A 26,713-nucleotide genomic window follows, 5' to 3' on the forward strand; every position below is an offset into this window, starting at 1 on the left:
TAATGTAAAGAGCGCGAAATAATCTGTAAGCAAAGCCGTTGATTGTTTGAGCTTTATGCTCAATTACTGCCATCTTTGCCCAAAAAGACATCATTCAATTCAAAATTATAAGAAAACGCTTTACAGCTTTTACGAGTTTGCTATGATGCGCTCCGCACTTGAGAGATGAGTTGGGAAATCATCAATTAAGTATAAAAATACCCTGGAGGGGTTCCCGAGTGGCCAAAGGGATCAGACTGTAAATCTGCTGGCACTGCCTTCGATGGTTCGAATCCGTCCCCCTCCACCATATTTTATCTAGTGTTTAGTTCCTTTAAAACATTAGAATAACTTTCTTGATGTGTTGGGAAATCATCATTTAAGTATAAAAATACCCTGGAGGGGTTCCCGAGTGGCCAAAGGGATCAGACTGTAAATCTGCTGGCACTGCCTTCGATGGTTCGAATCCGTCCCCCTCCACCATATTCTCTTATGCTTTCTTTAGGTGAATAACCTAGTTGATAAGTTGTAAGAAACACTTGGACAACGTGTTGGGAAAACATTGTTTAAGTATAAAACACCCTGGAGGGGTTCCCGAGTGGCCAAAGGGATCAGACTGTAAATCTGCTGGCACTGCCTTCGATGGTTCGAATCCGTCCCCCTCCACCATATTCTCTTATATGCTTTCTTTAGGTGAATAACCTAGTTGATAAGTTGTAAGAAACACTTGATTAACGTGTTGGGAAAACATTAGTTAAGTATAAAACACCCTGGAGGGGTTCCCGAGTGGCCAAAGGGATCAGACTGTAAATCTGCTGGCACTGCCTTCGATGGTTCGAATCCGTCCCCCTCCACCATATTCAAGAAAGCCAACTCATTGAGTTGGCTTTTTTCGTTTCTGCAGTTCATCAATCTTCTGTACCCCTCCCAAAAATAAAAAAGCCCCGACGAATAGCCGAGGCGATAACTAACATCAATAGGGGGAAGTTAGTTGTTCAAAAGAATAATACGGCTCTCATATGGTCGTAGAACCTGGTGTTGTGACACCTTTTTATCCACTAACTCATAGTTACCTAAAACGTATTGCGCTGCTTCACAATCGAATCCTTCGGGCAGAACACACTCTGTTTCTTCACCGTAATAGTTGTTCAAGCAGATCAAAGTTTGATTCTCTGATTGACGCTGATAACCAAACACTGCTTTGTGCTCCGGATAAAGGTCTAAATAGCTGCCCGTGGTGATCACTTCGATCTCTTTACGCAGTTGAATCAAATGCTGATAAAAGTAGAACACAGAGTCATCGTCAGCAACGGCTTTTTCCGCATTGATATCAGTATAGTTGCCTGCCACCTCTAACCAAGGTTGCCCCTTAGAGAAGCCTGCATACTCTTCGCTATTCCATTGCATTGGAGTACGTGAGTTATCACGAGATTTCTGCGCTAGAATCGCCATCATTTCGTCATGAGCAACACCTTGCTGATTCACCATAATGTCGTACATGTTAGTGCTTTCAACATCTCGATATTGGTCAATTGAGGTGTAACCTGGATTAGTCATGCCGATTTCTTCACCTTGGTAGATATACGGTGTGCCTTGCATCATATGGACGGATGCACCCAGCATTTTTGCTGCTTCTACACGATATTCTTGATCATTACCTAAACGGCTAACTACTCGTGGTTGATCATGGTTACACCAAAATAGTGCTCCCCAGCCTTTACCATTTAAACCTGTTTGCCAATGATTAAAGATCTGTTTCAACTGAATAAAATCAAAAGGTGCTTTGGTCCATTTTTCACCATTAGGATAGTCCACTTTCAAATGGTGGAAGTTGAACACCATAGACAACTCTTTGTTATCTAATGAGGAGTACTGCAAACAATGCTCTAGCGTCGTTGAAGACATCTCCCCCACTGTCACACTGTCGTACTTTTGAAAGACCGCTTCACTGATCTCTTGGAGATATTCATGTACGCGAGGGCCATCGGTATAGAAACGACGACCATCGCCAATGTCATCACTTGGGAAGTCTTGTTGCTTAGATATCAGGTTAATCACATCTAAACGGAAACCATCGACACCTTTCTCTGCCCAAAAGCTAATGACTTCTTTCACTTCAGCTCGAACCGTTGGGTTCTCCCAGTTTAAGTCCGCTTGCTCTTTCGCAAATAAATGCAGGAAGTATTGCCCTGTTTGTTCATCTAACTCCCACGCACTGCCACCAAACTTAGATTGCCAGTTATTTGGAGCCTCGCCTTCAACGGGATCTTTCCAAATGTAATAGTCGCGATAAGGGCTATTCTTATCGCCGAGCGCAGATTGAAACCACTCGTGCTCTGTAGAAGTATGGTTGACGACAATATCCATAATAATGCGAATACCACGCTGATGCGCTTCAGACAATAATTGGTCAAAATCTTCCATGGTGCCGAAGTCTGGGTTAATCGCGTAGTAATCGGAAATGTCGTAACCGTTATCAATCATTGGTGACTGGTAGACTGGTGTTAACCAAATCGCGTCAATACCCAAGAGTTTTAAGTAATCGAGTTTAGAAATAATACCTTGAATATCCCCTGTACCTTTACTGCCACTATCGCAAAAGCTCTTAGGGTAAATTTGATAGATCGAGGCGGTTTTCCACCAGTTTGCATCGTTAGCGATCGTTGTCATTTCTAAACTCACTTACCAAAAAATAATAAACTTTGAAAAAGGAGCGACACAGTGCCGCTCCGAAAATTGATGGATTAAGCGTTAGCAGGCTCTAGCTCGCCTTTCATTTGTGCACGCTTGTAAAAGAACAGAGTCAACGCAGCTGGTACTGCAATCGCCACTAGCATTGCGATTGCGAAAATGCCCCAGAATTGTGGTTGGATAGATAAAATACCTGGTAGACCACCAACACCAATACCATTTGCCATTACGCCAGCACTGCCACAGATAGCGGCCGCAATTGCACTACCAATCATTGCGCTGAGCATTGGAAATTTATATTTCAAGTTGATGCCGTACATCGCAGGTTCCGTTACACCTAGGTAAGCAGAGATTGCTGCAGGTACTGAGATGTCTCGCTCACCATGCTTTTTGCTGATAAGGATGATGCCCACGACAGCTGATGCTTGTGCGATGTTTGACAATGCAATCAAAGGCCAGATTGGTGTACCGCCCAACTCTTGCATAAGTTGAAGGTCAACTGCATTGGTTGTGTGGTGAATACCAGTAATAACCAGAGGTGCGTATAGGAAACCAAATACCATCGAACCAATAACAGCAAAGTCACCAGTCATAGCCGCTTTTGCCGCGAATGCAACGCCATCACCTAATACACGACCGAAAGGACCGATTAGTGAGTGAGCAAGCACAACAGAAACAATGATAGATACAAACGGCACAACCACTAGGTAAAGGTATGAAGGAACGATTCGCTTCAAGTTAGTTTCAATAAATGCCAGAGCAACACCTGCCAGCATTGCTGGAATGACCTGCGCTTGATAACCGACTTTTTCAATTACAAACAAACCGAAATCCCAGACTTCTGGAACTTGCTTGCCGATTAGATACGCGTTCATCAGCTGGGGTGATACCAATGTGACACCCAGAGTAATACCAAGAATTGGCGTACCACCAAGTTTCTTAACGGTAGACCAACATACACCTACAGGAAGGAAGAAAAAGATCGCTTCACCAATCAACCACAAGAAACTATGTACCGTTGCCCAGAACTGGCTAATTTCAGTGAGTGACTGTCCATCAAACATCTTGATGTCGCCGATGACATTGCGGAAACCTAGAATCAAACCACCGGTAATGATAGCTGGAAGTAGCGGTACAAAAATTTCAGCAAGATGGGAAATACCGCGTTCCAAAACATTCATATTCTGGCGAGCCGCTTGTTTTGCTTCGTCTTTTGACGCTTCGCTTTGGCCAGATAGTTCAATCAACACCTTATAAACTTCGTCGACTTCAGTACCCACAACCACCTGGAACTGACCCGCATTAGTAAAGCACCCCTTGACTAGCGGCAACGCTTCTAGCGCTTTCTCGTCTGCTTTATCGGTATCGTTCAGCACAAAGCGAAGGCGGGTTAGGCAGTGACTTACACTCGCGATATTGTCACGGCCACCGACCAACTCAATCAGACGCTCAACTTCTTGTTTCGCTATCTTACTCATATCCATGTCCACCCTAATTGGATTCTCATTCTGTTCAATTCAAACTGACTAGATGTTCTTAATTATACTTATGGGAACATTCCCACTTATGGATATTATATTGTCAGATCTAATTTTGAATAAAAATGGGAACAGTCCCATTAATTGAATAAGATCACAGTATAATTTTAAATCAGTTTGGAAATAATGGTTTAGAGCGCGAGTGGCTCTTGAGTGATGTGTACTTGCTCAATCTCACCATTAATCTGAGAGATCAACAAGTTAGCAGCCTTTTCACCTGCCAATGCGTAGCCAGGATCAATGCTAAATACTTTGGGGAACAAGAACGACAGCAGTTCATTGCCACCAACACCAGTTACAACAACATCTTCTCGATTCAGCTCTTGTAGCCTCTTGATTACGCCCAGAGCAAGTGTATCGCTGGCACAAACAATCGCCTCTGTTTGCTCAGTAAGAACATTATCGACGAGCAAATAGGCACTTTCATGGTTCAACTGTCCTGTTTGATATTGCGGCTGAACCTCATGGCTATCACACCAACCTAAATACGCTTCTAAGCGTAATTTACCAGTAGTTTTGTCACTTGGATCAACACCAATAAAGCCAATATTATTGAGTTCTTTTTCCTTCAAAAAGGTCAAAGCTTTTGTAATCACTTGGGTGTTGTCGTAGTTAATTGAAGAGACTTTATCGGTGTCCATTGCAATGACCACAGTGCGATTTTGCCAGCTGTCTAGCTTATCAATATCAAAGTCACTGAAACCGAATACGATCACACCATCCACATTGCGCTTTTTAAGAACATCAAGATGCTCGTTGGTTTTAATACGATCAAACTGGCTCTCCATGATGACAACATCATAGCCCGAGCGATAAAGCGTATTGAGCATGCTCCCCACCGCTTTATTCTCTGATGGAGAGTCTAAACGCGAGATAATCACCCCAACAACTTTCTGGCTACCACCCCGCATAGATTGTGCAGATTTAGAAGGAACATAACCTGATTCTTGGATTACACGCTCAACTTTCTCACGTGTTGCAGGCTTCACTTTTGGATCGTTAGTCAAAACACGAGACACCGTTGATTTACCAACGCCAGACAGCTTAGCGATATCAAGAATGGTTAATTTTTTGCTCATAGATATTTAGAATGCTTGTAGGAGTGATAGTGGCTGAAAGTCTATTCTCTCAGCCGGAATGGTCTATTATTCTTCAGTCATACAGTTCTTGTAAATGACACGGCCCAACTCCAATCGAGCTTCATTGCCTTTTGTGAAAAGCGTCACTGGATTAATCGTTTCAGAAGTTCCATCATCAAGAATGTACTTAGAGCCCGAGCCCGAACGCACTCTTGCTAAGCGGTAGTCATTCTCAGGTAAACGTAATAACGCTTTAGGTTCATTCGGCATATACGCGACCTTAAAGCTCTTATCGTCTTGGCAGGCGTAGTTTTTAAACTCACCTTGGTAGGCACTTTTCTCTTCAACGGCGCTGTATGAACAACCGACTAAACTGACACCAATCACAGCCATAAGCAATGAACGATACTTCATAGAAACCTCCAGACAAAACAAAGGCCGCACGAAGCGACCCTATAACGTTACTGATTTAGATATGTAGGAACATCTTTGATGCTATCAAGAACTACGGAAGCGATAGATTCGCCTTTTTCAGTCACAGGCTTACCTGTGCGAACAAGAATTTTTGTTCCCACGCCAGCAGCCTCAGCCGCCATCAAGTCTTCTGCTTTATCGCCAACCATTACTGAGTTAGCCATATCGATTTTCAAGAAATCACGTGCAGAGATGAACATGCCTGGTTTTGGCTTACGGCAATCACAATCTTCTTTATACTTACCTTGGCCATGTTCTGGGTGGTGAGGACAGTAATAGAAACCGTCAAACTCAACGCCATTGTCGACGAAGTTCCAATCCATCCATTGCGTTAAATCTAGGAAACGGTCTTCGCTAAATTTACCACGGGCGATCCCTGACTGGTTAGTGACTAAGACAAGTTGATAACCCATCTCTTTCAGTGCCTTTGTCGCTTCAAACACGCCATCAATAAACTCAAAGTCGTGCTCATCATGTACATAGCCATGATCAACGTTGATCACGCCGTCACGATCTAAAAAGACTGCTGGTTTCGCCAAAATATGCTTCTCGTAATTTACTTTATATAAAGAAGATTATACCCAAGTCGTTGCAATATGCCATCTTCATGAGGTGTGCTAACCACGCCCTTTATTAATATAAAACTTTTATTAAACGAGGTTATCCACTCGAAGTCATGGCCGCTCTCTTGTATGACTTATCACTAGAATCTCTATCTAATGACAAATTGATTAGGCTAAAAATACGTTTAGACGTCTAGACGTAAAAATATCTATTGACACTTTTCGCCCAAACCCATAGCATCCTCTACTAAATGAGATATAGTTCAAAATAATCTACTGCTCCTAATCTGAAACGAGTTTCTCGATGATTGAAATTAATCAAGTAAACAAGGTGTTCTATCAAGGCAATAAGGAAATTCATGCCCTGAAAGAGATCAACCTACACATCCCACAGGGAAATATTTTTGGTGTTATTGGCTCATCAGGAGCAGGGAAAAGTACGCTTATTCGTTGTGTGAACATGCTAGAAGCGCCGACTACGGGCTCTATCATTGTTGATGGCGTTGACTTAACTAAGCTATCAAAGTCGGAACTGTGTGAAGCTCGCCGTAACATCGGCATGATATTCCAACACTTTAACCTACTTTCTTCGCGCACTGTCTTTGATAACGTAGCACTCCCTTTAGAGCTTGCGGGTGCAGATAAAGAACGCATTACAACGAAAGTAACCGAGCTACTCAAACTGGTTGGTTTAGCAGACAAACATGAAAGCTACCCATCAAACCTGAGTGGTGGCCAGAAGCAACGTGTGGCAATTGCCCGCGCTCTAGCATCAGACCCAAAAGTTCTGTTGTGTGATGAAGCGACCAGCGCACTGGATCCAGCAACCACTCAATCAATCCTTGAGCTGTTGAAAGAGATCAATCGCAAACTAAACATCACGATTCTATTGATTACGCACGAAATGGATGTAGTAAAGAGTATCTGTCACGAAGTTGCCATCATTGGTGGTGGCGAGCTGGTTGAGAAAGGTACCGTTGGTGAAATCTTTGCTCATCCAAAAACAGATCTGGCGCATGAGTTCATCCGTTCGACATTGGATCTGTCAATTCCAGAAGATTATCAAGTACGACTACAGCAAACACGTGTTGAAGGTAGCTATCCATTAGTACGCCTTGAATTTACAGGGGCAACTGTTGACGCTCCGCTGATGACGCAAATTGCGCGTAAGTTCAACATTGATGTCAGCATTCTAAGTTCAGACCTAGACTACGCTGGCGGTGTTAAGTTCGGCATGATGGTCGCAGAGCTATTTGGTAACGAGCAAGATGACAATGCAGCGATTGAATTCCTGCGTGAGCACAATGTAAAAGTAGAGGTGCTAGGTTATGTCCTTTAATGAAATTTCACAGTGGTTAAGCCTAAATAGCAATCTTCTACTTGGTGCAACTTGGGAAACACTCTACATGGTCGCTGTTGCCGGTATCGTGGGCTTTGCGGTTGGTATCCCTTTAGGTGTGATTCTGCACACAACCAAAAAAGGCGGGTTGCTGGAAAATACGAAGCTTAACGGCATTCTTGGCGCAGTAGTCAACGTAGGTCGTTCTGTACCTTTCCTAGTATTAATGGTCGCAATTATTCCAGTGACTAAGCTTTTGGTTGGCACATTTATTGGTACGACTGCGGCTATTGTCCCACTGACAATTGGCGCTATTCCATTTGTTGCTCGTCTAATTGAAGGTGCTTTATTAGAAGTTCCAACTGGCTTAGTCGAAGCCGCTCAATCTATGGGCGCAACGCCAATGCAAATTATTTCTAAGGTTCTGCTTCCTGAAGCAATGCCTACGATTGTTAACTCAGTAACAATCACATTAGTCACCCTAGTTAGCTACTCAGCTATGGCTGGTACTGTTGGTGGTGGCGGTCTAGGTGACGTCGCAATACGTTATGGATTCCATCGTTATGATGTTGTCATCATGGCCGTGACTGTCGTAATGCTGATTGTACTTGTACAAATTATTCAATCTATTGGTGATGCGATTGTCCGTCGCGTGGATCACCGCTAAAAATATAACAAATTCACAGATTTTATTTATAAGGAGATAGTGATGAAATTCAGTCTTAAAGGTCTTTTGACTATCGCAGCAGCAGCGTCTGCTCTTGTTCTAGCAGGTTGTGGCGAAAAAGAAGCTGACACTAGCAAAGTGAAAGTGGGTGTAATGGCTGGTGCAGAAGCACAAGTTGCTGAAGTTGCAGCTAAAGTGGCTAAAGAGAAATTCGGCCTAGAGGTAGAACTAGTTACATTTACTGACTACGTAACGCCGAACGCAGCACTGGATGACGGTTCTATCGACATCAACGCATTCCAGCACAAGCCATACCTAGATCAACAAGTTGCTGATCGTGGTTACAAGCTAACTATCGCTGGCAACACGTTCGTATACCCTATTGCAGGTTACTCTAAGCAAGTTAAATCGGTTGATGAAATCCAAGACGGTGCACGTATCGCAGTGCCAAACGATCCAACAAACCTAGGTCGCTCTCTACTACTTCTAGAGCAACAAGGTCTTCTAAAACTACGTGAAGGTGCTGGTCTTCTAGCGACAGTTCGTGACATCGTTGAGAACCCGAAAAACATCACTATCGTTGAGCTTGATGCTGCACAACTTCCTCGCTCTCTTGATGATGTTGCTCTATCTGTAATCAACACGACTTACGCTAGCTCTATCAACCTAACTCCACAAAAAGATGGCGTATTTGTTGAAGACAAAGAGTCTCCGTATGTAAACCTAATCGTTTCTCGTGAAGAAAACGCAACAGCTGAAAACGTAACTAACTTCGTTAAAGCTTACCAAACTGAAGAAGTTTACACTGCTGCATCAGAAATCTTCCAAGGTGGTGTTGTTAAGGGTTGGTAATCACTTACTACTCTATATAAACACTAAGGGCTGACGTTAATACGTCAGCCCTTTTTCGTTCCAGGATTGGTAAGTGATTACTTACCAAACATACGACTCAACGTGCCATCCTTGTCCATCACTTGGTGCTTAATGGCTGCGCCAACATGTAAAGCTAGGGCAATAATAATAAGGTTGACGCTCAATCCATGCACTGCGCCACCAAGAGAGCCAAGCCACTCAATTTCTTCACCCGAAGCAATAAGCGTTAACCCAAACACATCAACTGTGCGCCCACTACCCACACTCATTGCAATACCCGATAGCGGCATTGCCAATGTTGCAAGCAGCAGCACAATATGAATCGCTTTTGCGCCTAATTCTTGCGTTCTTGTTAGCTTCGCAACACTTGTGATCTGACCTTCAAATAGACGCCAAGCCAATCTAGCTGCTGCGACTACCAAGACAATCAGACCCAATGATTTATGGGTTCCCAACAATTCAAACTTTTCAGGACTTCGCTCCAACCCTTCTACATAAATACCCAGGGCAAACACTGCAATAAATGCTAGTCCGGTTAACCAATGCAGAGCAATTGTTGGCTTTGACAATGACTTACTCATATTGACCTTCCTATTGAGTCATTTTGTTGTAAATATGGAAATCATTATCATTTCAACCTGTGTAAATTTCTATCAGGCGAAGCGTAAAGTAATGTAAATTGTAGGGTTATTATTTCTGACATAAAAAAACCAGAGCCGTAGCTCTGGTTTCTTAATTCAAAGTATCTATCGATTAAGGCGTGTAGTACGTCGCCGCACCAGGGCCTACTGGTAGACCGAAGATAAATACCCAAATGTAGAATAGTACACTCCAACCTACGATAAAGCAGATTGAGTAAGGTAGCATGGTCGCGATTAGCGTACCGATACCTAGGTTCTTCATGTAACGAGTAGCTACAGCAAGGATAAGACCGAAGTAGCTCATCATTGGAGTAATGATGTTTGTCGTTGAGTCACCGATACGGTAAGCAGCCTGAATTGTTTCAGGAGCGTAGCCAACTAGCATCAGCATTGGAACAAAGATAGGCGCTGTAACTGCCCACTGAGCAGACGCTGAACCGATCATCAGGTTGATGAAACCACACATTAGGATGAATGCGAAGAACAGCATTGGACCTGTTAGGCCGATTTCCTGTAGGAAGCTTGCGCCAGCAACAGCAAATACTTGACCGAAGTTAGTCCACTTGAAGAACGCAACAAACTGAGCAGCAAAGAATACAAGTACGATGTACATGCCCATTGAAGACATAGACTTCGCCATTGCATCAATCACATCACGGTCAGTTTTCATTGAACCGGTAACTTTACCGTAAACAAAACCTGGGACTGCGAAGAATACGAAGATGAACGCAACGATACTCTTAAGGAACGGAGAACCCGCTACCGTACCTGTTGCTGAACGCAGTACGCCGTCTTCAGGAACGATTGTCCAAGCAAGAAGTGCTGAAACAGCAACAACTGCAAGACCCGCTAGCTTAAGACCTTTCTTCTCTAGGTCAGTAAGTTTACCCATTGAGTCGTTAGACAGATCTTCAGACGCTTCTTCGTCGTTGTATTTACCAAGTTTTGGCTCAACAATTTTTTCAGTAACAAATGCACCAGTAATCGCAATGAAGAAAGTTGAAACAAACATGAAGTACCAGTTTGCTTCTGGACCAACTGTGTAAGATGGGTCAATCATTTGCGCTGCTGTTTCTGTAATACCAGAAAGCAGTGGATCAACAGTACCGATTAGAAGGTTTGCAGAGTAACCACCAGATACACCAGCAAACGCTGCAGCAAGACCCGCAAGAGGGTGACGACCTAGTGAGTGGAATAGCATCGCTGCTAATGGGATAAGCACTACGTAGCCAAGCTCTGACGCAGTATTTGAGATGATACCTGCAAATACAACCGTAACTGTAACCATACGCTTAGATGCGCCCATTACCATGCCGCGCATCGCAGCTGATAGAAGGCCTGAGTGTTCAGCGATCGCAACACCTAGCATTGCTACTAGAACCGTACCTAGCGGAGCAAAACCTACGAAGTTTTTAACAAGATTTGTAACGATAAGCTGTAAGCCTTCAGCATTTAATAGACTTACAACGTGGATCATGCCGTCAGCAGCACGACCTTTAGCACCTTCTGGACGAGGATCCATTACTGATACTTCAAAGTAACCAGCGATGCCTGAAGTGATTAGAATCGCAACACAGAAGATTGCAAAAAGAGTGATCGGATGGGGTAAAAGATTCCCCAAATACTCAACGCCATCGAGAAAACGAGTAAATAAAGGTTTCTTTGGCGAGTTGTTTTTTATTGAAGCAGATGAACTCATCTGTTCCCTCCTTGTAGTTATTCCTGTGCAATTGTGACAAAAATGTTCCAAATGCCAGCGCAGGGTACTCGACAAAAGAGTCAATTAGAAATGCAAAATGTTACAAAGTGTGTAATAAATCATATTATTTAACGTCATTTGAACAATAAATTAGCAAATATCACCAAATTATATACCAAAAGCAGATTTATAATTCATATAAACACATTCATACTGTTAATATTTGCGTTGCTAACTCTCTGATTCAACGAGAGTGAAAATTCACTCTCCGCAGACAATTAAGTCACCTCGTGAATATGAGGCTAATAATTTCTAATCGACGAACTCAACTACAAGAAGAGAAACGTTTTTGAGTTGGTGTTACATCCCATTTACAGTTTATTTTTGTACCGCTTTAAACCTCGGGTTGGTTTTACAGATCACGTAAAGGCGCCCTCTCCTTTTTACGATTTGGCAATCAGGATGTCGGCTTTTTGCACTTTTTAGAGATTTAACGACTTTCATTTATTCCTCTCCTTTCGAAAACTGAGCAAAGCGGCGGTTGAAGTTAGCCACACGTCCTTCTTTTTGAATCACGCGCTGTTTACCTGTGTAGTAAGGATGCGACTTCGAGGATACCTCGACGGTGAAATATGGGTAGGTTTTGCCATCTTTCCATTCTATGGTTCGGTCTGTTTGTAGCGTTGAACCAATAACAAAATACTCATCGATACTGGTATCGTGAAACACCACTTGGCGATATTCAGGGTGTATGTTGGCTTTCATATTTCTCTCCTTGCTCAAGTTGATACGTTATAACATTGCAATTAATAATCATTATCAAAAAGAAACGCAAGCAATTTTGTGATATTTTTCTTCTAGATTGATAGTAAAGAGTGGCAAATATGTACTCCATTGAGCCTATTGGCTTCGTAGAATCACCTTATAAAGAGAAGTTTGCTGTTCCTCGCCAGCCAAGATTGGTCTCAGCAGCGACATCCCGCGTTCGCTTAACAGGCGCAGCAAATTGCCCTGAAGCGGTACGAGGCATCGAACAGTTTAGTCATGTGTGGCTACTTTTCTTGTTTGATCAGAATTTGACAGCAGGTTGGAAACCAACGGTTCGTCCCCCTCGCTTAGGAGGAAATGATCGTGTCGGTGTACTGGCTTCTCGTTCTACATTTAGACCAAACGGAATTGGTATGTCTGCTGTTGAGTTAAAAGGCGTAACAAAAGAAGGCGACCAAGTTTATCTGGAATTGGGCAATGTCGATTTGGTCAATCAAACTCCGATTGTCGATATTAAGCCTTATATCCCTTATACCGACGCCATTGAAGATGCGATTGGGGGATATGCCGAGCTTGAGCCTGAAACAGCGCAAGTCACCTTCTCTGAGTTAGCTCAAGCAGTACTTAAAACGCGCAAAGAAGGGGTAATGGAGAGTAAGGTGATTGAGCAAGTCTTAGCGCAAGATCCTCGCCCTGCCTATAAGAAAAACAAGACCGATAATAAAGAGTATGCGGTCAACTTGTTCGACTTAAACGTAAAATTCACGGTTGAAGGCAATTTCGTCACGGTTACGTCGATCGAATGCTTTTGACAAAGCCAATTGGCTGATATTATAGACGGCTTAGAAAATTTCCCTGTATTGGGATTTCATACTCCTGTCCATTCTGGCTTGAGTATTCAACTTTAATAAACGGATAAATTTAATGCGTACCAGTAATTATCTTCTTTCTACTCTGAAGGAGACTCCAAACGACGCAGAAGTAGTAAGCCACCAGCTTATGCTACGTGCAGGTATGATCCGTAAGCTAGCTTCAGGTCTTTACACCTGGCTACCTACTGGTCTACGTGTATTGCGTAAAGTCGAAAACATCGTTCGTCAAGAGATCGACAATGCAGGTGCTGTCGAAACTCTGATGCCCGTTGTTCAGCCGTTTGAACTTTGGGAAGAGACAGGTCGTTCTGAAAAGATGGGCCCTGAGCTACTTCGCTTTACTGACCGTCATACTCGTCCGTTTGTTCTTAGCCCAACTGCTGAAGAGGTTATCACTAGCCTTGTTCGCAACGAAGTAAGCTCGTACAAACAGCTTCCACTTAATCTATACCAAATCCAGACTAAATTCCGTGATGAGCGCCGCCCACGTTTTGGCGTAATGCGTGCACGTGAATTCTGCATGATGGATGCATACAGCTTCGACATCGACAAAGCAGGTCTAGAGAAATCTTACCAAGCGATGCACGATGCATACTGTAAAGCATTCGATCGTATGGGCCTTGAGTACCGTCCAGTACTTGCTGATTCTGGTGCTATCGGTGGTAGCGGTTCTCAAGAGTTCCACGTACTTGCTGAAAGTGGCGAAGATCTGATCGCATTCTCTACAGAGTCTGATTACGCAGCAAATATCGAAAAAGCGGAAGCAGCAGCTCCAACAGGTGAACGTGCTGAGCCAACTCAAGAGATGACTCTAGTTGACACGCCAAACGCGAAAACAATCGCTGAACTCGTAGAGCAGTTCGATCTACCAATCGAAAAAACGGTTAAGACTCTATTCGTTAAAGCTTCTGATGAAGTAGATGCCGACATCATTGCACTTATCGTTCGTGGTGATCACGAGCTAAACGAAGTGAAAGCAGAAAACCTTCCTCAAGTAGCATCTCCTCTTGAGATGGCAACTGAAGAAGAAATTCGTGCACTAATTGGAGCTGGTCCAGGTTCACTAGGTCCTGTAGGTCTTAAGCTTCCATTCATCGTAGACCGCACTGTTGCTCTAATGAGTGACTTTGGCGCAGGTGCTAACGTTGATGACAAACACTACTTCGGTATTAACTGGGGTCGTGACGTTGAACTAGGCCAAATTGAAGACCTACGTAACGTAGTAGAAGGCGATCTAAGCCCATGTGGTAAAGGTACACTTCAGCTTAAGCGTGGTATCGAAGTGGGTCACATCTTCCAACTAGGTAACGTTTACTCGCAAGCGATGAACTGTGGCGTACTTGGCCCTGACGGTAAGAACGTTATCCTAGAGATGGGTTGTTACGGTATCGGTGTTTCACGTGTTGTTGCTTCTGCAATCGAGCAGAACCACGACAAGTACGGCATCATTTGGCCAGACGCACTTGCACCTTTCCAAGTTGCAATCGTTCCAATGAACATGCACAAGTCTGAAGAAGTGAAAGAAGCGGCTGAGAAGCTATACGCTGAACTGACAGCAATGGGTATCGAAGTACTATTCGATGACCGTAAAGAACGCCCAGGCGTAATGTTCTCAGATATGGAGCTTATCGGTGTTCCTCACACTATCGTGATTGGCGATCGTTCAATGAAAGAAGGTAACTTCGAGTATAAGAACCGCCGTGAAGGTACTAAAGAGGCCGTAGCGATGGCTGATATCATTGAGCACGTTAAATCTAAGTTTGCTTAATTGCTTATCACATTAGATAGACAAAGGCCGATGTTTAAAACATCGGCCTTTTTGTTTTTGCCTTCTGACCGAGTGGCGAATGACGCACTGGCAAACATAGTAGTTTTGTCATCCTCAAGAATGAGGAACGAATAAATTGGGGATCTTCTTGAAGTAAACCGACTTCCTACTCCAACGGCTCTGTTGGCGCTTGGCTAGCTACCTTCTTTGGCGCATGAGGCACATCAATGAGTTCATCAGCATTACCATCAATCAATTCACCAAAATGGAAAATACCGAACTCACCAGGCTTCATTCGCGGCCAAGTTTCGTTGTCAGTTAACGGCTGAGTCGCGATTACTGACACAATATCATTTGGCGTTGTCTCTTCTTGGAAGTTGATCTCAACATCTTCATCAATCAGCGATGCTTTGCCAAATGGTGCGCGGCGCGTAATCCAATACAGGTGATTGGTACAGTATGTCATCACATACTCACCATCAGAAAGCAGCATATTGAACACTCCTTTCTCACGCAATTTATCACAGCATTCAGCGACGAAACGAAATACGCCTACCATGTCTTGTGGAGGTTCTGGGTATCTATCTTCCATTTGCTTTAACAACCAACAGAAAGAAAGCTCACTGTCAGTTTGACCTACAGGGCGGTGTCGGCCTGTATAGAAGTCTTGATAATCAGAAAGCTGGCCATTATGTGCAAATGTCCAATAACGTCCCCACAACTCACGCGTAAATGGATGTGTGTTCTCTAGATTGACGCCACCACGGTTAGCTTGCCTAATATGGCTTATCACCGCACGGCTCTTTATCGGGTAGTTTTGCACTAACTCCGCTATTTTTGAGTCACAGCTCGGGTTAGGATCTTTAAAGGTGCGAAAGCCCTTACCTTCATAGAAAGTAATCCCCCAGCCATCACGATGTGGGCCTGTATTGCCGCCTCGCTGCATCAAACCAGTAAAACTAAAACAGATATCGGTTGGAACGTTAGCGCTCATTCCGAGCAATTCACACATGGTTTAGCAAACTCCCTTCATCCTTGCGTGTAGAACATCTTTAATAACATAAGCGCCAGCAAGATTGCTAGCGCTTATAGTTATAAGATAGAAAACGGTAACGGCAATTAAGCGTTTTCCATTTCCTTTTCGATCAGTTGAATCACAATGTGGATGATTTTGATGTGGATTTCTTGAATGCGATCAGCGTAACCAAAGTGCGGTACACGAATTTCAATATCCGCTAGACCTGCCATTTTGCCACCATCTTTGCCGGTAAGAGCAATCGTCTTCATACCTTTCGCTTGCGCAGCTTCAATCGCTTTTAAGATGTTGCCTGAGTTACCTGAAGTTGATAAGCCAAACAATACATCACCCTTGCTACCTACCGCTTCAACATAACGAGAGAAGACAAAATCGTAGCCAAAGTCGTTACTCACACATGATAGGTGGCTTGGGTCTGAAATCGCGATACCCGGTAGACCTGGACGGTTTTCACGGTAACGACCTGTTAGCTCTTCAGCAAAGTGCATCGAGTCACAGTGCGAACCACCATTACCACAAGACAGCACTTTGCCACCTTGTTTAAATGAATCTGCAATCATTTTCGCTGCTGCTTCAATTTGAGCAATATTGTGGTCATCACTCAAGAATTTGTTGAGTACGTCGGCAGCTTCATTTAATTCGTTTCTAATTAGGTCCTGGTACATAGGTTCATCTCTAATTTTTTTAATAAATAGTTCTGTATTAATTACAGAAAGCATTACCTACAGAGTTTACTCAAACAATTCTCACTGTCGATAGTCAACGATTAACAATTACACCTTTATTGCAAATCTCGCCTCACAAAACCGGCATGACTCGTCATTTTTAGACTTTTCACTCTACTTAGATCACTTTTTGAACAAATACACATTTTACATTTTATTAATATTTTGATTACACTTAACTGGTTAGACCTCTTACTACTTTAAAGGCGTAAAACTCATATAAGCTCGCCGTAAAAGGAACAATAAATATGGACATCTTGCTCTCACTCTTAGGCTTTACAGCTGTACTCGCGGTCTGTTTGTATCACCGCAGTTCACTCATTCTCTCTATCGCGGCTTTAACTGCCACGATGGTGGCCCTCTCTATCTTTGGTACCGCTGGTTCACTAAGCTGGATTCTTTTCATTGCAGCTGTCATCACTCTGGCAATTCCTTCTGTTCGCCAGTCATTGATTAGTAAAAAGGCACTTTCTCTCTTTAAGAAAGTACTCCCAGCAATGTCTCAAACCGAGAAAGAAGCACTAGATGCAGGTACGGTTTGGTGGGAAGCCGAACTATTTAAAGGTAAGCCGAACTGGAACAAGCTACACGAGATTAAAGATCCAAAGCTAAGTGCTGAAGAGCAGGCTTTCCTTGATGGGCCGGTAAGCGAAGTCTGTGCGATGGTTAATGACTATCATGTGACTCATGAACTAGCTGACTTACCACCAGAAGTGTGGCAATACCTTAAAGATCATAAGTTCTTCGCGATGATCATTAAAAAGAAATACGGCGGCCTTGAGTTTTCAGCTTACGCTCAATCTTTGGTGCTGCAAAAACTAACGGGTGTTTCAAGTGTGCTTTCATCGACTGTTGGCGTGCCTAACTCTTTAGGCCCAGGTGAACTCTTACAACACTACGGCACTAATGATCAAAAAGACTATTACTTACCCCGCCTAGCTGAAGGTAAAGAAATCCCTTGTTTTGCCCTAACCAGTCCAGAAGCCGGTTCAGACGCAGGCTCAATTCCAGACTTTGGTGTCGTTTGTAAAGGTGAGTGGGAAGGCAAAGAAGTATTAGGTATGCGTTTAACTTGGAACAAGCGTTACATTACTCTTGCTCCAGTGGCAACAGTACTAGGCCTAGCATTTAAACTGCGCGACCCAAATAATCTGCTAGGTGAACAAGAAGAAATTGGTATTACCTGTGCATTGATTCCTACCCACCTGAAAGGCGTTGAAATTGGTAATCGTCACTTCCCATTAAACGTACCATTCCAAAACGGCCCTACACGCGGCAACGAGCTGTTTGTACCTCTCGATTTCATCATTGGTGGGCCAAAAATGGCTGGCCAAGGCTGGCGTATGCTAGTTGAATGTCTTTCGGTTGGTCGCGGTATTACGCTACCGTCAAACTCGACTGGTGGTATTAAAACTGCTGCACTTGCAACGGGTGCCTATGCACGTATTCGTCGCCAGTTCAAACAGCCTATCGGTCATATGGAAGGGGTCGAAGAGCCTTTGGCACGCTTGGGTGGTAATGCCTATGTGATGGATGCCGCTAGCTCATTGACCGTCGCCGGTATTGACCTAGGTGAAAAGCCTTCGGTTATCTCTGCCATCGTGAAATACCACTGTACTCATCGCATGCAACATAGTGTGATTGATGCAATGGACATTGTTGGCGGCAAAGGCATCTGTATGGGACCATCAAACTTCTTAGCCCGAGGTTATCAAGGTGCACCCATCGCTGTTACGGTAGAAGGTGCAAACATTCTGACCCGCTCAATGATCATCTTTGGTCAAGGCGCTATTCGTTGTCACCCTTATGTTCTTGAAGAAATGAATGCGGCGTATTCAGAGTCATCGGATGCATTAGATAAGTTTGATAGTGCACTTGCTGGTCACGTTAGCTTTACCATGAGTAACTTTGTACGTAGTTTCTGGCTAGGTTTAACCGATGGTCGTTTCTCTGATGCTCCAGTCAAAGATACAACGACACGCTATTACCAACAACTTAACCGTTACAGTGCCAACATCGCATTCTTGTCAGACATTTCAATGGCCGTGCTTGGTGGCTCGTTGAAACGTAAAGAACGTTTATCTGCACGTCTTGGCGATATTTTGAGCCAGCTTTACCTAAGCTCAGCTACCTTAAAACGCTATGAAAGTGAAGGCCGTATTGCCGATGATCTACCACTTGTTCATTGGGGCCTACAAGACAGCTTGAAGCAGACTGAGCATGCAATTGACGAGTTCTTAGCTAACTTCCCGAACAAGTGGTTAGGCAAAGCACTTAAAGTGATCATTTTACCGTTTGGTCGTGTACGTAAAGCCCCTAGCGATAAGCTAGACAGCCAAGTCGCGCAGATCTTACAAACGCCGAGTGCTACACGTTCTCGTATCGGTCGCAATCAGTACTTTGAAGCGAGTGAATTCAACCCTGTCGGCAAGATTGAAAAAGCACTGCATATCATTTTAGAAGCTGAACCTGTGTTTGATAAGGTATGTAAAGCGACCAATAAACGTCGTCCTTTCTTACGCTTAGATCTAGTCGCAGATATCGGCCTAGAACAAGGCATCATTGACAGCAGCGAAGCAAACCTATTAAGAGAAGCTGAACAGCACCGTCTATACGTGATTAACGTTGATGACTTCGACCCAAAGGATTTAGCGGCTAAGCCTCAACCAGAACTTACACCGTCTATGGATGAAGTCGCTTAAATCTGTATGATTGGTAACAAAAAGGGCTGCATTGCAGCCCTTTTTAGTATCTCGTCACAGTGGAATTGCCCACTCTACTTCTTAGGCATTTCCAACTGCATTTCTGGCATAGCTTGCTTCTTCGCTTTTAGCTTTCTCATCACAAACCAGATGACAAGCCCTAAAATAAGTACAACCACATTACCTACGCCAATAATAATCATAGTGCGAGTTTTCTTTTCTTCTCGCATCTGCAGCAGCTGCATTTCTTCAAGCATTCTTTGTTGCTCGAGTCTCTCTAACTCCTGCAAACGGCGAGTTTCAGCTAAGTCAATTTCTTCAACAACGCTATAGGTATGCTCGGTAATCTCGAACATAAGCGGTCGCTCTGATCCCATTTCCGTCGCGAAGGCTTTTCCAGACCAAGCATAATTACCGACCTTGTCACTGCTTGGTATCTCCAATTCTAGTTTATTACTTTCGGCATCAGCACTACCTTGTACCGTTAGCTTATCGCCATTAGGACCTAGATGTTCAATGTGCGCAGAAATAGATCCAGGAAGAATCATGCCCTGCTCCCCACTCACTACAACTCGATGAGGAATGCCATCTTCTCTAGACTGAATGAAGGTTGATTGCAAAGGTCGTGGGTAGACCAACACTTCTTGCTCTTGCGCTCTTAGGAACACACCATTACCCGAAGTAATACGTACACGATATTTGCCCGGCTCACTACTGATAGGTAAAGACACCGTAAAAATACCATCCCCTGCAATCTCATCTAAACCACGGCCATCATCAGCAAACTCACCAATCACTTCAGGAATTGGGCGAGCTTCTTTAACCAAGGTATCTTCATTTTCTATGTATTTAGTGAAGGTTACTTTGAGCTTAACTCGATCAAGGAAATCACGTAAAACTAATGGCTTACCGTCGGAGGTAAGGCGAGCATTAAACTTAATCGACTCACCAAGATAGAGGCGATTTGGCATTTTGTCTGTCGACAACTCTAAGTGTGAAATAAGTTTAATTTTATTTTTGGGTGTGACCTTCCCGATCGCTTGCCATGGACCAGGCATGGGTTTGTCGATAGAAATGATGTCCATTGATGATTCTTGGTACCAACGGACATTGTCAGGAGAACGCCATGCATAGTACTTCTTCCCATCAGGGCGCACTAAGACGACTGGTTGTGAGCTCTTCGCTCGATATATCACAAACGTGATCTGTTTGATCGATGGATCTACCCTAAAACGGTTATCGAGCAATGACATTGAGGATTCTTCAGCAGAATAGCTTAATGCGCTAAATACAATACCTACAATGGCAATCCAAATCCTCAACATCCTTTCTCCTACTGACGCCAGAGACAACTTCCGTTTTTCTCGACGATATCTAATCTATTGTTATGGGCTTCTATTTCATCGGCCGTTGCACGTAGAACCTTTAGCGCTTTTCGTCCACTTGCCGCACGTTTTATCGCTTCTCCACCAGCATCGTCCGAACTACCTGCATTGAATTGAAGTGACGTTTGGCCACCCGTCATCAATAGATATACGTCAGCTAGAATCTCCGCATCGAGCAAAGCGCCGTGGAGTGTACGGTGTGAGTTATCAATACCGTAGCGGTCACAGAGCACATCGAGGTTGTTTCGCTTGCCAGGGAAGATCTTCTTCGCCATAGCTAGCGTATCGGTCACCTTACAGTAATCATCCGTTGTGCCGATGGTCGGATCGAGCATTCTAAACTCATGATCCATAAAGCCCGTATCGAAGGGCGCGTTGTGAGCCACCAGCTCTGCGTCTTTAATAAAATCTAGAAATTCCGCATGGACGTCCTGGTATTCTGGTTTGCCAACCAAGAACGCATCAGTAATACCGTGGACCTCTACCGCATCAGGCTGAATTTCACGATCCGGCTTAATGTATACGTGAAAATGGCGTCCCGTGAGCTTACGGTCAATGATTTCTACCGCACCGATCTCAATGATTCGGTGACCTTGATAATGCGGACCACCCTCTTGGTTCATACCGGTGGTTTCCGTATCGAGAACGACGATACGGTGCTGCTTAGAATTGTTGCTAGTATTCATAACAAAATGTGTGTCAGACTATGCCAATAATGTGCTTAACCCAATAGTATCAAATCATGACGAAACAAGTGGAAATTTTCACTGACGGTTCTTGTTTAGGTAACCCTGGCCCTGGTGGCTATGGAATCGTCTTGCGCTACAAACAGACAGAAAAGACCCTTGCTAAAGGCTATACGCTGACCACCAACAATCGCATGGAAATGTTAGCAACCATTGTCGCGCTGCAAACATTAAAAGAACCTTGTGACGTTATTCTCACAACCGATAGCCAATATGTTCGTCAAGGCATCATGCAATGGATTCATAACTGGAAAAAGCGTGGTTGGAAAACCGCAGACAAAAAGCCAGTAAAAAATTCTGATTTGTGGAAAGCACTAGATAAAGAAACGGAGCGCCATACAATTGATTGGCGTTGGGTAAAAGGCCACGCAGGACATCGCGAAAACGAAATGTGTGATGAACTTGCTCGCGCTGCTGCTGAGAACCCAACCGAAGAAGATACCGGTTACGTTCCAAATTAAGGCAAACCAAGCCTAGTGCTGTTGCTTATTCGACACTTTGTAATTGACGCTCACGGGCGTCAATTTTCGTTTTAGTTTCCAATGTGGTTTGATTGGCTTCAATGGATAAGTGCGCTTGCGAGCAACGATAAAGTATAAGCTGCCCATAGGTGACGCCCAATCCCCCAAACTGTTTTCCAACCAAGTCCACATAGTGCGATAACGTTGCATTGGAAACAGTGCATAGGTATCGCACTCAATCACTTGGTAGTTCAATACACCTAACCAGTCTTTAATGCGATTCGGCGTAAACATACGCCCACTCCAAGGTAGGTTGTTCCGACGCCATGGCATTAAACTACCGAGCCCAGTAAAGCTGATCGGATTAAAACCTGTAATAATAAGATAGCCATCGTCGATCATTACTCGGTCAACTTCACGCAACATTCGGTGGGGATCATTGCAATAGTCAAGTTGATGAGCCATCAAGACCGCATCGAAGCTTTTCTCTAAAAAGGGCAAATCGTAACCATCTGCAATCACATTATGCAAAGGGTTCTGGATATCTAACTGAACTTGATGTTGAATATTACAGTTGAAGCTGGTTAACTCGCAGCTTAACCCACCCAATTTGAGTAAGTGGTATCCAAATAGCTTTGGGCACCATTCATCGATACGGGTCTGGATGGAGTCACTGACCCATTGACCATTTTTTAGCTGAGACCACGAATGAGGTTTTTCAAGCTTTTTAGCGCTACGTGCTGCTTTCATATCTAACCTGCTTCACTCTTGGGGGACACAACTATGTTGAATATCAAAAGCATACCTGCATTTAATGATAATTACATCTGGCTGATTGAAAATAGCGATCGCCGTTGTGCTGTTGTCGATCCAGGAGATGCAAAGCCTGTGCTTGACTACCTTGAGCAGCACGATCTGAGTTTAGAAGCAATTCTCATCACCCACCACCATAATGACCATATCGGTGGCATTGCGGAGCTAGTTCGTCAATACCCTAATATTGATGTGGTAGGCCCAGCTAATGAACCGGTTCCAACTTTGACTCACCCTGTAGAAGCAGGCGATCAAATAGAGCTGTTTGACGAAGTCTTTTTTGTCTTAGGGTTAGAAGGTCATACCCTTGGCCATATCGGTTACGTCGGAGACAGTAAACTCTTTTGTGGCGATGCCTTATTCTCAGGGGGCTGTGGTCGAGTGTTTGAAGGTACGATGGAACAAATGCATACGTCACTCAGCAAGCTAGTCGCACTCCCAGAAGAAACTCAAGTGTTCTGTGCCCACGAATATACCGCTAGTAACGTCGCATTTGCGCTCGCTGTCGAGCCTGATAATGAACAACTGCAACAATATCGTGATGAAGTAAATCGCCTGCGCGCACAAAACAAACCGACGCTACCAACAACTATTCGTCGTGAAAAATGGATTAATCCTTTCCTTCGCACCGATCAACCAAGCGTCATGCGTTCTGTCTCAAATCGCACCTCTCAAACAGACTCTTTGTCAGTTTTTACTGCATTACGTGAGTGGAAGAACGAATTTTAACGATTTGCTGCTTGTCACTGACTAATTACGACAAGTATTATCAGCAGCCAAAGAAAAAAAGGGCTGTGAAATGCGAGTTAAACACAGCTGGGTATTAGCGCTAGTATTATCTGGCTGTCAGCTTACCCAGCCAACAGATTCTGGAGAAGCCGTCTCTCCAGAAACAAATCATCCAACACCAAACAAGCAAACTGAGCAAACCGCTCAACCAGAAAAACCGGTAGAAAAGCCACAACCAGTGGTGACACCTCAGTCTCAAGAAGATGTATGGCAACGCATTGCAATGCAGCTTGAGATGCCAATTCCAGACCATAAACTGGTCGACTACTACCGTACTTGGTATTTAAAACACCCCAACCATTTAAAAACCGTTTCTAAACGCGCAGAACCGTTCCTATACCTGATTACAGAAAAAATCGAACAACGTGGTATGCCGTTAGAACTCGCGCTTTTACCGGTTGTTGAAAGCTCTTTTGATGCGTTTGCCTACTCACATGGTAGTGCAGCAGGTTTATGGCAATTTGTTCCGGGGACAGGTAAACAGCAAGGCCTAGAGCAAAACTTTTGGTATGACGGCCGCCGAGATGTACCAGCTTCAACAGATGCTGCACTAGACTACCTCACTTACCTTAATAAACGTTTTGATGGTGAGTGGACACACGCAATTGCTGCCTACAACAGTGGTGGTGGTCGTGTATCAAGAGCAATTCGTAAAAATAATAATCTAGGTAAGCCTATCGACTTTTTCTCGTTAGACTTACCAAAAGAGACCAGTGGTTATGTCCCTAAGCTACTTGCATTGGCGGACATTGTGGCCAATCAAGAAAAGTACGGCCTGACTATTCCTGCTATCGCCAACAAACCTGTCGTTGAATTAGTTGACCCTAAAGAGCAGTTAGATCTGGCTATCGCTGCACAGTACGCAGGTATTAGTGTTAAAGAGCTCCAAAGCCTCAACCCAGCCTATAACCAATGGGCAACGGCACCTGAAGGTCCACACCAGTTACTGCTTCCAACTGCCAATGTCGCTCAGTTTAATAAAGCGGTGAGTGAAAACCGCGGTAAAGGCATGAAAGTTGTGCGCTACAAAGTTAAATCTGGTGACAGCGTCAGCGTTTTAGCCCAGAAGTACAACACGACTTCAAATGTTATTCGTACTGCGAACAACATGACCAATAATAACATCCGTGTTGGCCAACACCTGCTCATTCCAACCTCAACTAAAGATGACAAAGCATATGCGCTGAGTGCCTCTAACCGCCTAGCTAAGACTCAATCTAAAAGTCGAGGGCAGTATAAGCTAACGCATACTGTTCGCTCGGGTGATAGCCTGTGGTCTATTGCGAAAGAAAATAAGGTGTCTCACCAGTCTCTTGCTAAGTGGAATGGTATGGGCCCACGTGACACACTTCGCGTTGGCCAAAAGTTAATAATTTGGAAAAATAGTTCAGATGGCGCAATCATTCGCACCGTGTTCTATAGCGTACGCTCAGGCGATACCATCAGCGGAATTGCGAGTAAGTTTAAGGTCAAGTCTAACGATATCGTTAAATGGAATGATTTAAACAAACAGAAATACCTTAAACCTGGACAAAAACTTAAGCTTTACGTGGACGTAACTAAGGTAAGCGTATGACCCCTTCAAGTAACCCACTTGTTATGCTGATCGATATCTTTCGATCGCCAAGTGCCTGTTTTCTCGCCCTCTACCAACGAGGAGCTTGGGGCTGGCAACCTTATGTATTTTTGATCCTCTCACCATTTCTATTCTGGGGATCGTATTTTGATTTGGTCAACTTTGAATGGCTACGAGAAGGATTAGCAGCTCAACTGGCCGAAACCAACCCTAAACAGCTCGAATTGCTCGACCCTAATACACTGATGGCCAGCGAGATCATCAGTGATATTGCAGGACGTACTCTGACGATCCTTATGTTGGCATTTTGGTTTAACTTAGCGACTAAACCAAGCCAACATCAACATGGCTTTTGGAAGTGGTTTGCAGCAGGCGCGGTGATTACCTTCCCTGCCATCATCGGTGATTTAGCCAGCTACGTAAGCGTGCTACTTAAACATGGTCAAGTCATGGTCTATGCCGCTGATCTCAACAGTTTAAATGGCTTACTCAAACTGCCACTGACCAACGACTGGTCTCAGTTTGCGAGTTCATTCCCACTGCTATTACCTTGGTACATTGCGTTAGGCTATGCTGCGATTGGCACATGGACTGAGTTCGAGCGAGGCCAAGCCCTTGCGATTTCTGCACTTCCTTGGGTTGGTTACTATCTAATTTGGGCGCTATACATCCTTATCTTCTAAGCGAAAGCGCACCAAAATAGGATTATGATCAGAGGCGTCCGATTCAGGCGCCTCTGCTGTTTCTAGCGACAAACCACGGTAGAACACATGATCCAATGGCAACCCTGTAATGAATTGAGTGCGATGATCCGGCAAATACGTCGCTTCTTGCAGCCCTACAGATTTAAGAGCTTTGTGCATCACCTTCAAACGCTCTTCACTCCAACTATTAAAATCGCCCGCAACAATCACTGGCCCGTGGTGCTTCTTCAATTCATCCACCAGTACCTCTAATTGACGCTGGTATTCCACAGTGCCATAAGTAAAGTTAACCGCGTGGATATTGACTACTGCCAATTGCTCACCGTTAGAGAGCGGATAACGCGCATATAGAGCGGATTTAGGCAAGCGTAACCATGGTTCTAGTTCAGTATAAGCGCACGCTTTACTTGGAGAGCTCAGTGAAAGGTTTAGCACTCCGGCTCTAGTATCGAATGCCTTAAAAGCATCAACCTGACTCCCAAACCATTTTTCTTGCGCTATCCAGGACCTTAGCTCTGGGGTCATGCTGGCTTCTTGCAATAGCACCAATTGTTTATTAGCAGAAAAATCATGCAAACTTTGCTGCCAATTTTCACGATTTTGCTTATAAATATTCCACACTAAGAGATTAATCTCCCCGGCGTGATCCACTGCTGCTGCACTCTCGTTTAGATAACATTGCAACGAGAGTTCTATTTTTTCACCGGACAACGATGCCAGCTGAGCGGTATCAGACAACTGGAAAATAGACTTGTAGCCGACAAGTGTTGCTGCGGCTATAACTACTGGCAGCAGGATTAATGGAGCTTTTCTCATATCAATATC

Annotated in this window: 25 protein-coding genes and 4 tRNA genes; 14 read left to right on the forward strand and 15 right to left on the reverse strand. The window is 44.0% G+C overall.

What is annotated here, in order from left to right:
• Positions 1 to 204 precede the first annotated feature (204 nt).
• The 4 genes from AAFX28_RS20500 to AAFX28_RS20515 all read left to right on the forward strand — a co-directional run bounded on the left by AAFX28_RS20500 (position 205) and on the right by AAFX28_RS20515 (position 836).
• Positions 205 to 289: transfer RNA gene (locus AAFX28_RS20500), tRNA-Tyr, on the forward strand.
• 88 nt (positions 290 to 377) lie between these two features.
• Positions 378 to 462, forward strand: a tRNA-Tyr gene (locus tag AAFX28_RS20505).
• 101 nt (positions 463 to 563) lie between these two features.
• Positions 564 to 648 (forward strand) — tRNA-Tyr (locus tag AAFX28_RS20510).
• Between the two features lie 103 nt (positions 649 to 751).
• Positions 752 to 836, forward strand: a tRNA-Tyr gene (locus AAFX28_RS20515).
• 130 nt (positions 837 to 966) lie between these two features.
• Here AAFX28_RS20515 and treC read toward each other — a convergent pair.
• The 5 genes from treC to gmhB form a co-directional block, all read right to left on the reverse strand.
• Entirely contained in the window at positions 967 to 2,649 is a 1,683-nt protein-coding gene (gene treC / locus AAFX28_RS20520; protein ID WP_408690370.1) for an alpha,alpha-phosphotrehalase, read from the reverse strand.
• 74 nt (positions 2,650 to 2,723) lie between these two features.
• A complete protein-coding gene (gene treB, locus AAFX28_RS20525; RefSeq protein WP_408690372.1) occupies positions 2,724 to 4,148 on the reverse strand; it encodes a PTS trehalose transporter subunit IIBC in 1,425 nt (474 codons plus the stop codon).
• 191 nt (positions 4,149 to 4,339) lie between these two features.
• Positions 4,340 to 5,287 (reverse strand): trehalose operon repressor TreR, encoded by a 948-nt coding sequence (gene treR, locus AAFX28_RS20530; protein WP_408690374.1) that lies wholly within the window; start codon positions 5,285 to 5,287, stop codon positions 4,340 to 4,342.
• 66 nt (positions 5,288 to 5,353) lie between these two features.
• On the reverse strand, positions 5,354 to 5,701 hold the full coding sequence (locus AAFX28_RS20535; protein ID WP_408690376.1) for an MliC family protein: 348 nt from the start codon (positions 5,699 to 5,701) through the stop codon (positions 5,354 to 5,356).
• A 47-nt stretch (positions 5,702 to 5,748) separates the two neighbouring features.
• Positions 5,749 to 6,300, reverse strand: coding sequence for a D-glycero-beta-D-manno-heptose 1,7-bisphosphate 7-phosphatase (gmhB, locus tag AAFX28_RS20540; protein WP_408690378.1), 552 nt, complete (start codon positions 6,298 to 6,300; stop codon positions 5,749 to 5,751).
• Positions 6,301 to 6,628: 328 nt separating this feature from the next.
• Here gmhB and metN point away from each other — a divergent pair, with 328 nt between their 5' ends.
• From metN to AAFX28_RS20555, 3 genes are read left to right on the forward strand one after another with little or no spacing between them, the layout of a single operon-like run.
• On the forward strand, positions 6,629 to 7,663 hold the full coding sequence (gene metN / locus AAFX28_RS20545) for a methionine ABC transporter ATP-binding protein MetN (RefSeq protein WP_408690379.1): 1,035 nt from the start codon (positions 6,629 to 6,631) through the stop codon (positions 7,661 to 7,663).
• The gene (locus AAFX28_RS20550) at positions 7,653 to 8,330 is read left to right on the forward strand and encodes a methionine ABC transporter permease (protein WP_004415195.1); all 678 of its coding nucleotides are present in this window, start codon (positions 7,653 to 7,655) and stop codon (positions 8,328 to 8,330) included. The genes metN and AAFX28_RS20550 overlap by 11 nt, the downstream gene beginning before the upstream one ends.
• A 42-nt stretch (positions 8,331 to 8,372) precedes the next feature.
• Positions 8,373 to 9,182: a MetQ/NlpA family lipoprotein gene (locus tag AAFX28_RS20555; RefSeq protein ID WP_408690380.1), complete on the forward strand. Its 810-nt coding sequence runs from the start codon at positions 8,373 to 8,375 to the stop codon at positions 9,180 to 9,182.
• Positions 9,183 to 9,259: 77 nt separating this feature from the next.
• On the opposite strand, the gene AAFX28_RS20560 is transcribed toward AAFX28_RS20555, so the two are convergent.
• The 4 genes from AAFX28_RS20560 to AAFX28_RS20575 all read right to left on the reverse strand — a co-directional run bounded on the left by AAFX28_RS20560 (position 9,260) and on the right by AAFX28_RS20575 (position 12,308).
• Positions 9,260 to 9,784 (reverse strand): cytochrome b, encoded by a 525-nt coding sequence (locus AAFX28_RS20560; RefSeq protein WP_408690382.1) that lies wholly within the window; start codon positions 9,782 to 9,784, stop codon positions 9,260 to 9,262.
• Positions 9,785 to 9,956: 172 nt separating this feature from the next.
• The gene (locus AAFX28_RS20565) at positions 9,957 to 11,543 is read right to left on the reverse strand and encodes an AbgT family transporter (protein ID WP_408690384.1); all 1,587 of its coding nucleotides are present in this window, start codon (positions 11,541 to 11,543) and stop codon (positions 9,957 to 9,959) included.
• Positions 11,544 to 11,921: 378 nt separating this feature from the next.
• On the reverse strand, positions 11,922 to 12,047 hold the full coding sequence (gene ykgO, locus AAFX28_RS20570) for a type B 50S ribosomal protein L36 (RefSeq protein WP_005380299.1): 126 nt from the start codon (positions 12,045 to 12,047) through the stop codon (positions 11,922 to 11,924).
• Positions 12,048 to 12,308, reverse strand: coding sequence for a type B 50S ribosomal protein L31 (locus AAFX28_RS20575; RefSeq protein ID WP_408690386.1), 261 nt, complete (start codon positions 12,306 to 12,308; stop codon positions 12,048 to 12,050).
• Between the two features lie 119 nt (positions 12,309 to 12,427).
• On the opposite strand from AAFX28_RS20575, the gene tsaA reads away from it, so the two are divergent.
• The gene (gene tsaA / locus AAFX28_RS20580; RefSeq protein WP_408690387.1) at positions 12,428 to 13,123 is read left to right on the forward strand and encodes a tRNA (N6-threonylcarbamoyladenosine(37)-N6)-methyltransferase TrmO; all 696 of its coding nucleotides are present in this window, start codon (positions 12,428 to 12,430) and stop codon (positions 13,121 to 13,123) included.
• Between the two features lie 112 nt (positions 13,124 to 13,235).
• Positions 13,236 to 14,951, forward strand: a complete 1,716-nt coding sequence (locus AAFX28_RS20585; protein WP_408690388.1) for a proline--tRNA ligase — start codon at positions 13,236 to 13,238, stop codon at positions 14,949 to 14,951.
• Between the two features lie 166 nt (positions 14,952 to 15,117).
• On the opposite strand, the gene AAFX28_RS20590 is transcribed toward AAFX28_RS20585, so the two are convergent.
• Together AAFX28_RS20590 and lpcA are read right to left on the reverse strand one after the other, a co-directional pair.
• Positions 15,118 to 15,963, reverse strand: coding sequence for a class II glutamine amidotransferase (locus AAFX28_RS20590; RefSeq protein ID WP_408690389.1), 846 nt, complete (start codon positions 15,961 to 15,963; stop codon positions 15,118 to 15,120).
• Between the two features lie 107 nt (positions 15,964 to 16,070).
• Positions 16,071 to 16,652: a D-sedoheptulose 7-phosphate isomerase gene (gene lpcA / locus AAFX28_RS20595; protein WP_408690391.1), complete on the reverse strand. Its 582-nt coding sequence runs from the start codon at positions 16,650 to 16,652 to the stop codon at positions 16,071 to 16,073.
• A 308-nt stretch (positions 16,653 to 16,960) separates the two neighbouring features.
• Here lpcA and fadE point away from each other — a divergent pair, with 308 nt between their 5' ends.
• Positions 16,961 to 19,414 (forward strand): acyl-CoA dehydrogenase FadE, encoded by a 2,454-nt coding sequence (fadE, locus tag AAFX28_RS20600; RefSeq protein WP_408690392.1) that lies wholly within the window; start codon positions 16,961 to 16,963, stop codon positions 19,412 to 19,414.
• 74 nt (positions 19,415 to 19,488) lie between these two features.
• Here the strand turns inward: fadE and AAFX28_RS20605 are convergent, their stop codons facing one another.
• Together AAFX28_RS20605 and dnaQ are read right to left on the reverse strand one after the other, a co-directional pair.
• The gene (locus AAFX28_RS20605; RefSeq protein WP_408690394.1) at positions 19,489 to 20,739 is read right to left on the reverse strand and encodes a TIGR03503 family protein; all 1,251 of its coding nucleotides are present in this window, start codon (positions 20,737 to 20,739) and stop codon (positions 19,489 to 19,491) included.
• Positions 20,740 to 20,747: 8 nt separating this feature from the next.
• Positions 20,748 to 21,485: a DNA polymerase III subunit epsilon gene (gene dnaQ, locus AAFX28_RS20610; protein ID WP_408690395.1), complete on the reverse strand. Its 738-nt coding sequence runs from the start codon at positions 21,483 to 21,485 to the stop codon at positions 20,748 to 20,750.
• 56 nt (positions 21,486 to 21,541) lie between these two features.
• Between dnaQ and rnhA the strand changes: the two genes are divergently transcribed.
• Positions 21,542 to 22,006, forward strand: a complete 465-nt coding sequence (gene rnhA / locus AAFX28_RS20615; protein ID WP_408690396.1) for a ribonuclease HI — start codon at positions 21,542 to 21,544, stop codon at positions 22,004 to 22,006.
• A gap of 12 nt (positions 22,007 to 22,018) precedes the next feature.
• Here rnhA and AAFX28_RS20620 read toward each other — a convergent pair whose 3' ends face one another.
• Positions 22,019 to 22,756 carry a class I SAM-dependent methyltransferase gene (locus AAFX28_RS20620; protein WP_408690398.1) on the reverse strand — a complete coding sequence of 246 codons (738 nt, stop codon included), beginning with the start codon at positions 22,754 to 22,756 and terminating at the stop codon, positions 22,019 to 22,021.
• Positions 22,757 to 22,789: 33 nt separating this feature from the next.
• Between AAFX28_RS20620 and gloB the strand changes: the two genes are divergently transcribed.
• The 3 genes from gloB (at position 22,790) to AAFX28_RS20635 (ending at position 25,867) form a co-directional block, all read left to right on the forward strand.
• Positions 22,790 to 23,548: a hydroxyacylglutathione hydrolase gene (gene gloB, locus AAFX28_RS20625; protein ID WP_408690399.1), complete on the forward strand. Its 759-nt coding sequence runs from the start codon at positions 22,790 to 22,792 to the stop codon at positions 23,546 to 23,548.
• A gap of 70 nt (positions 23,549 to 23,618) precedes the next feature.
• A complete protein-coding gene (locus AAFX28_RS20630) occupies positions 23,619 to 25,184 on the forward strand; it encodes a LysM peptidoglycan-binding domain-containing protein (protein WP_408690401.1) in 1,566 nt (521 codons plus the stop codon).
• Positions 25,181 to 25,867, forward strand: a complete 687-nt coding sequence (locus AAFX28_RS20635; protein ID WP_408690403.1) for a YIP1 family protein — start codon at positions 25,181 to 25,183, stop codon at positions 25,865 to 25,867. Before AAFX28_RS20630 ends, AAFX28_RS20635 begins: the two co-directional genes overlap by 4 nt.
• Here AAFX28_RS20635 and AAFX28_RS20640 read toward each other — a convergent pair.
• On the reverse strand, positions 25,847 to 26,704 hold the full coding sequence (locus AAFX28_RS20640) for an endonuclease/exonuclease/phosphatase family protein (RefSeq protein WP_408690405.1): 858 nt from the start codon (positions 26,702 to 26,704) through the stop codon (positions 25,847 to 25,849). The genes AAFX28_RS20635 and AAFX28_RS20640 overlap by 21 nt on opposite strands.
• Positions 26,705 to 26,713: the final 9 nt, after the last annotated feature.

The organism is Vibrio sp. TBV020 (assembly GCF_046056895.1).
Taxonomy (GTDB): domain Bacteria; phylum Pseudomonadota; class Gammaproteobacteria; order Enterobacterales; family Vibrionaceae; genus Vibrio.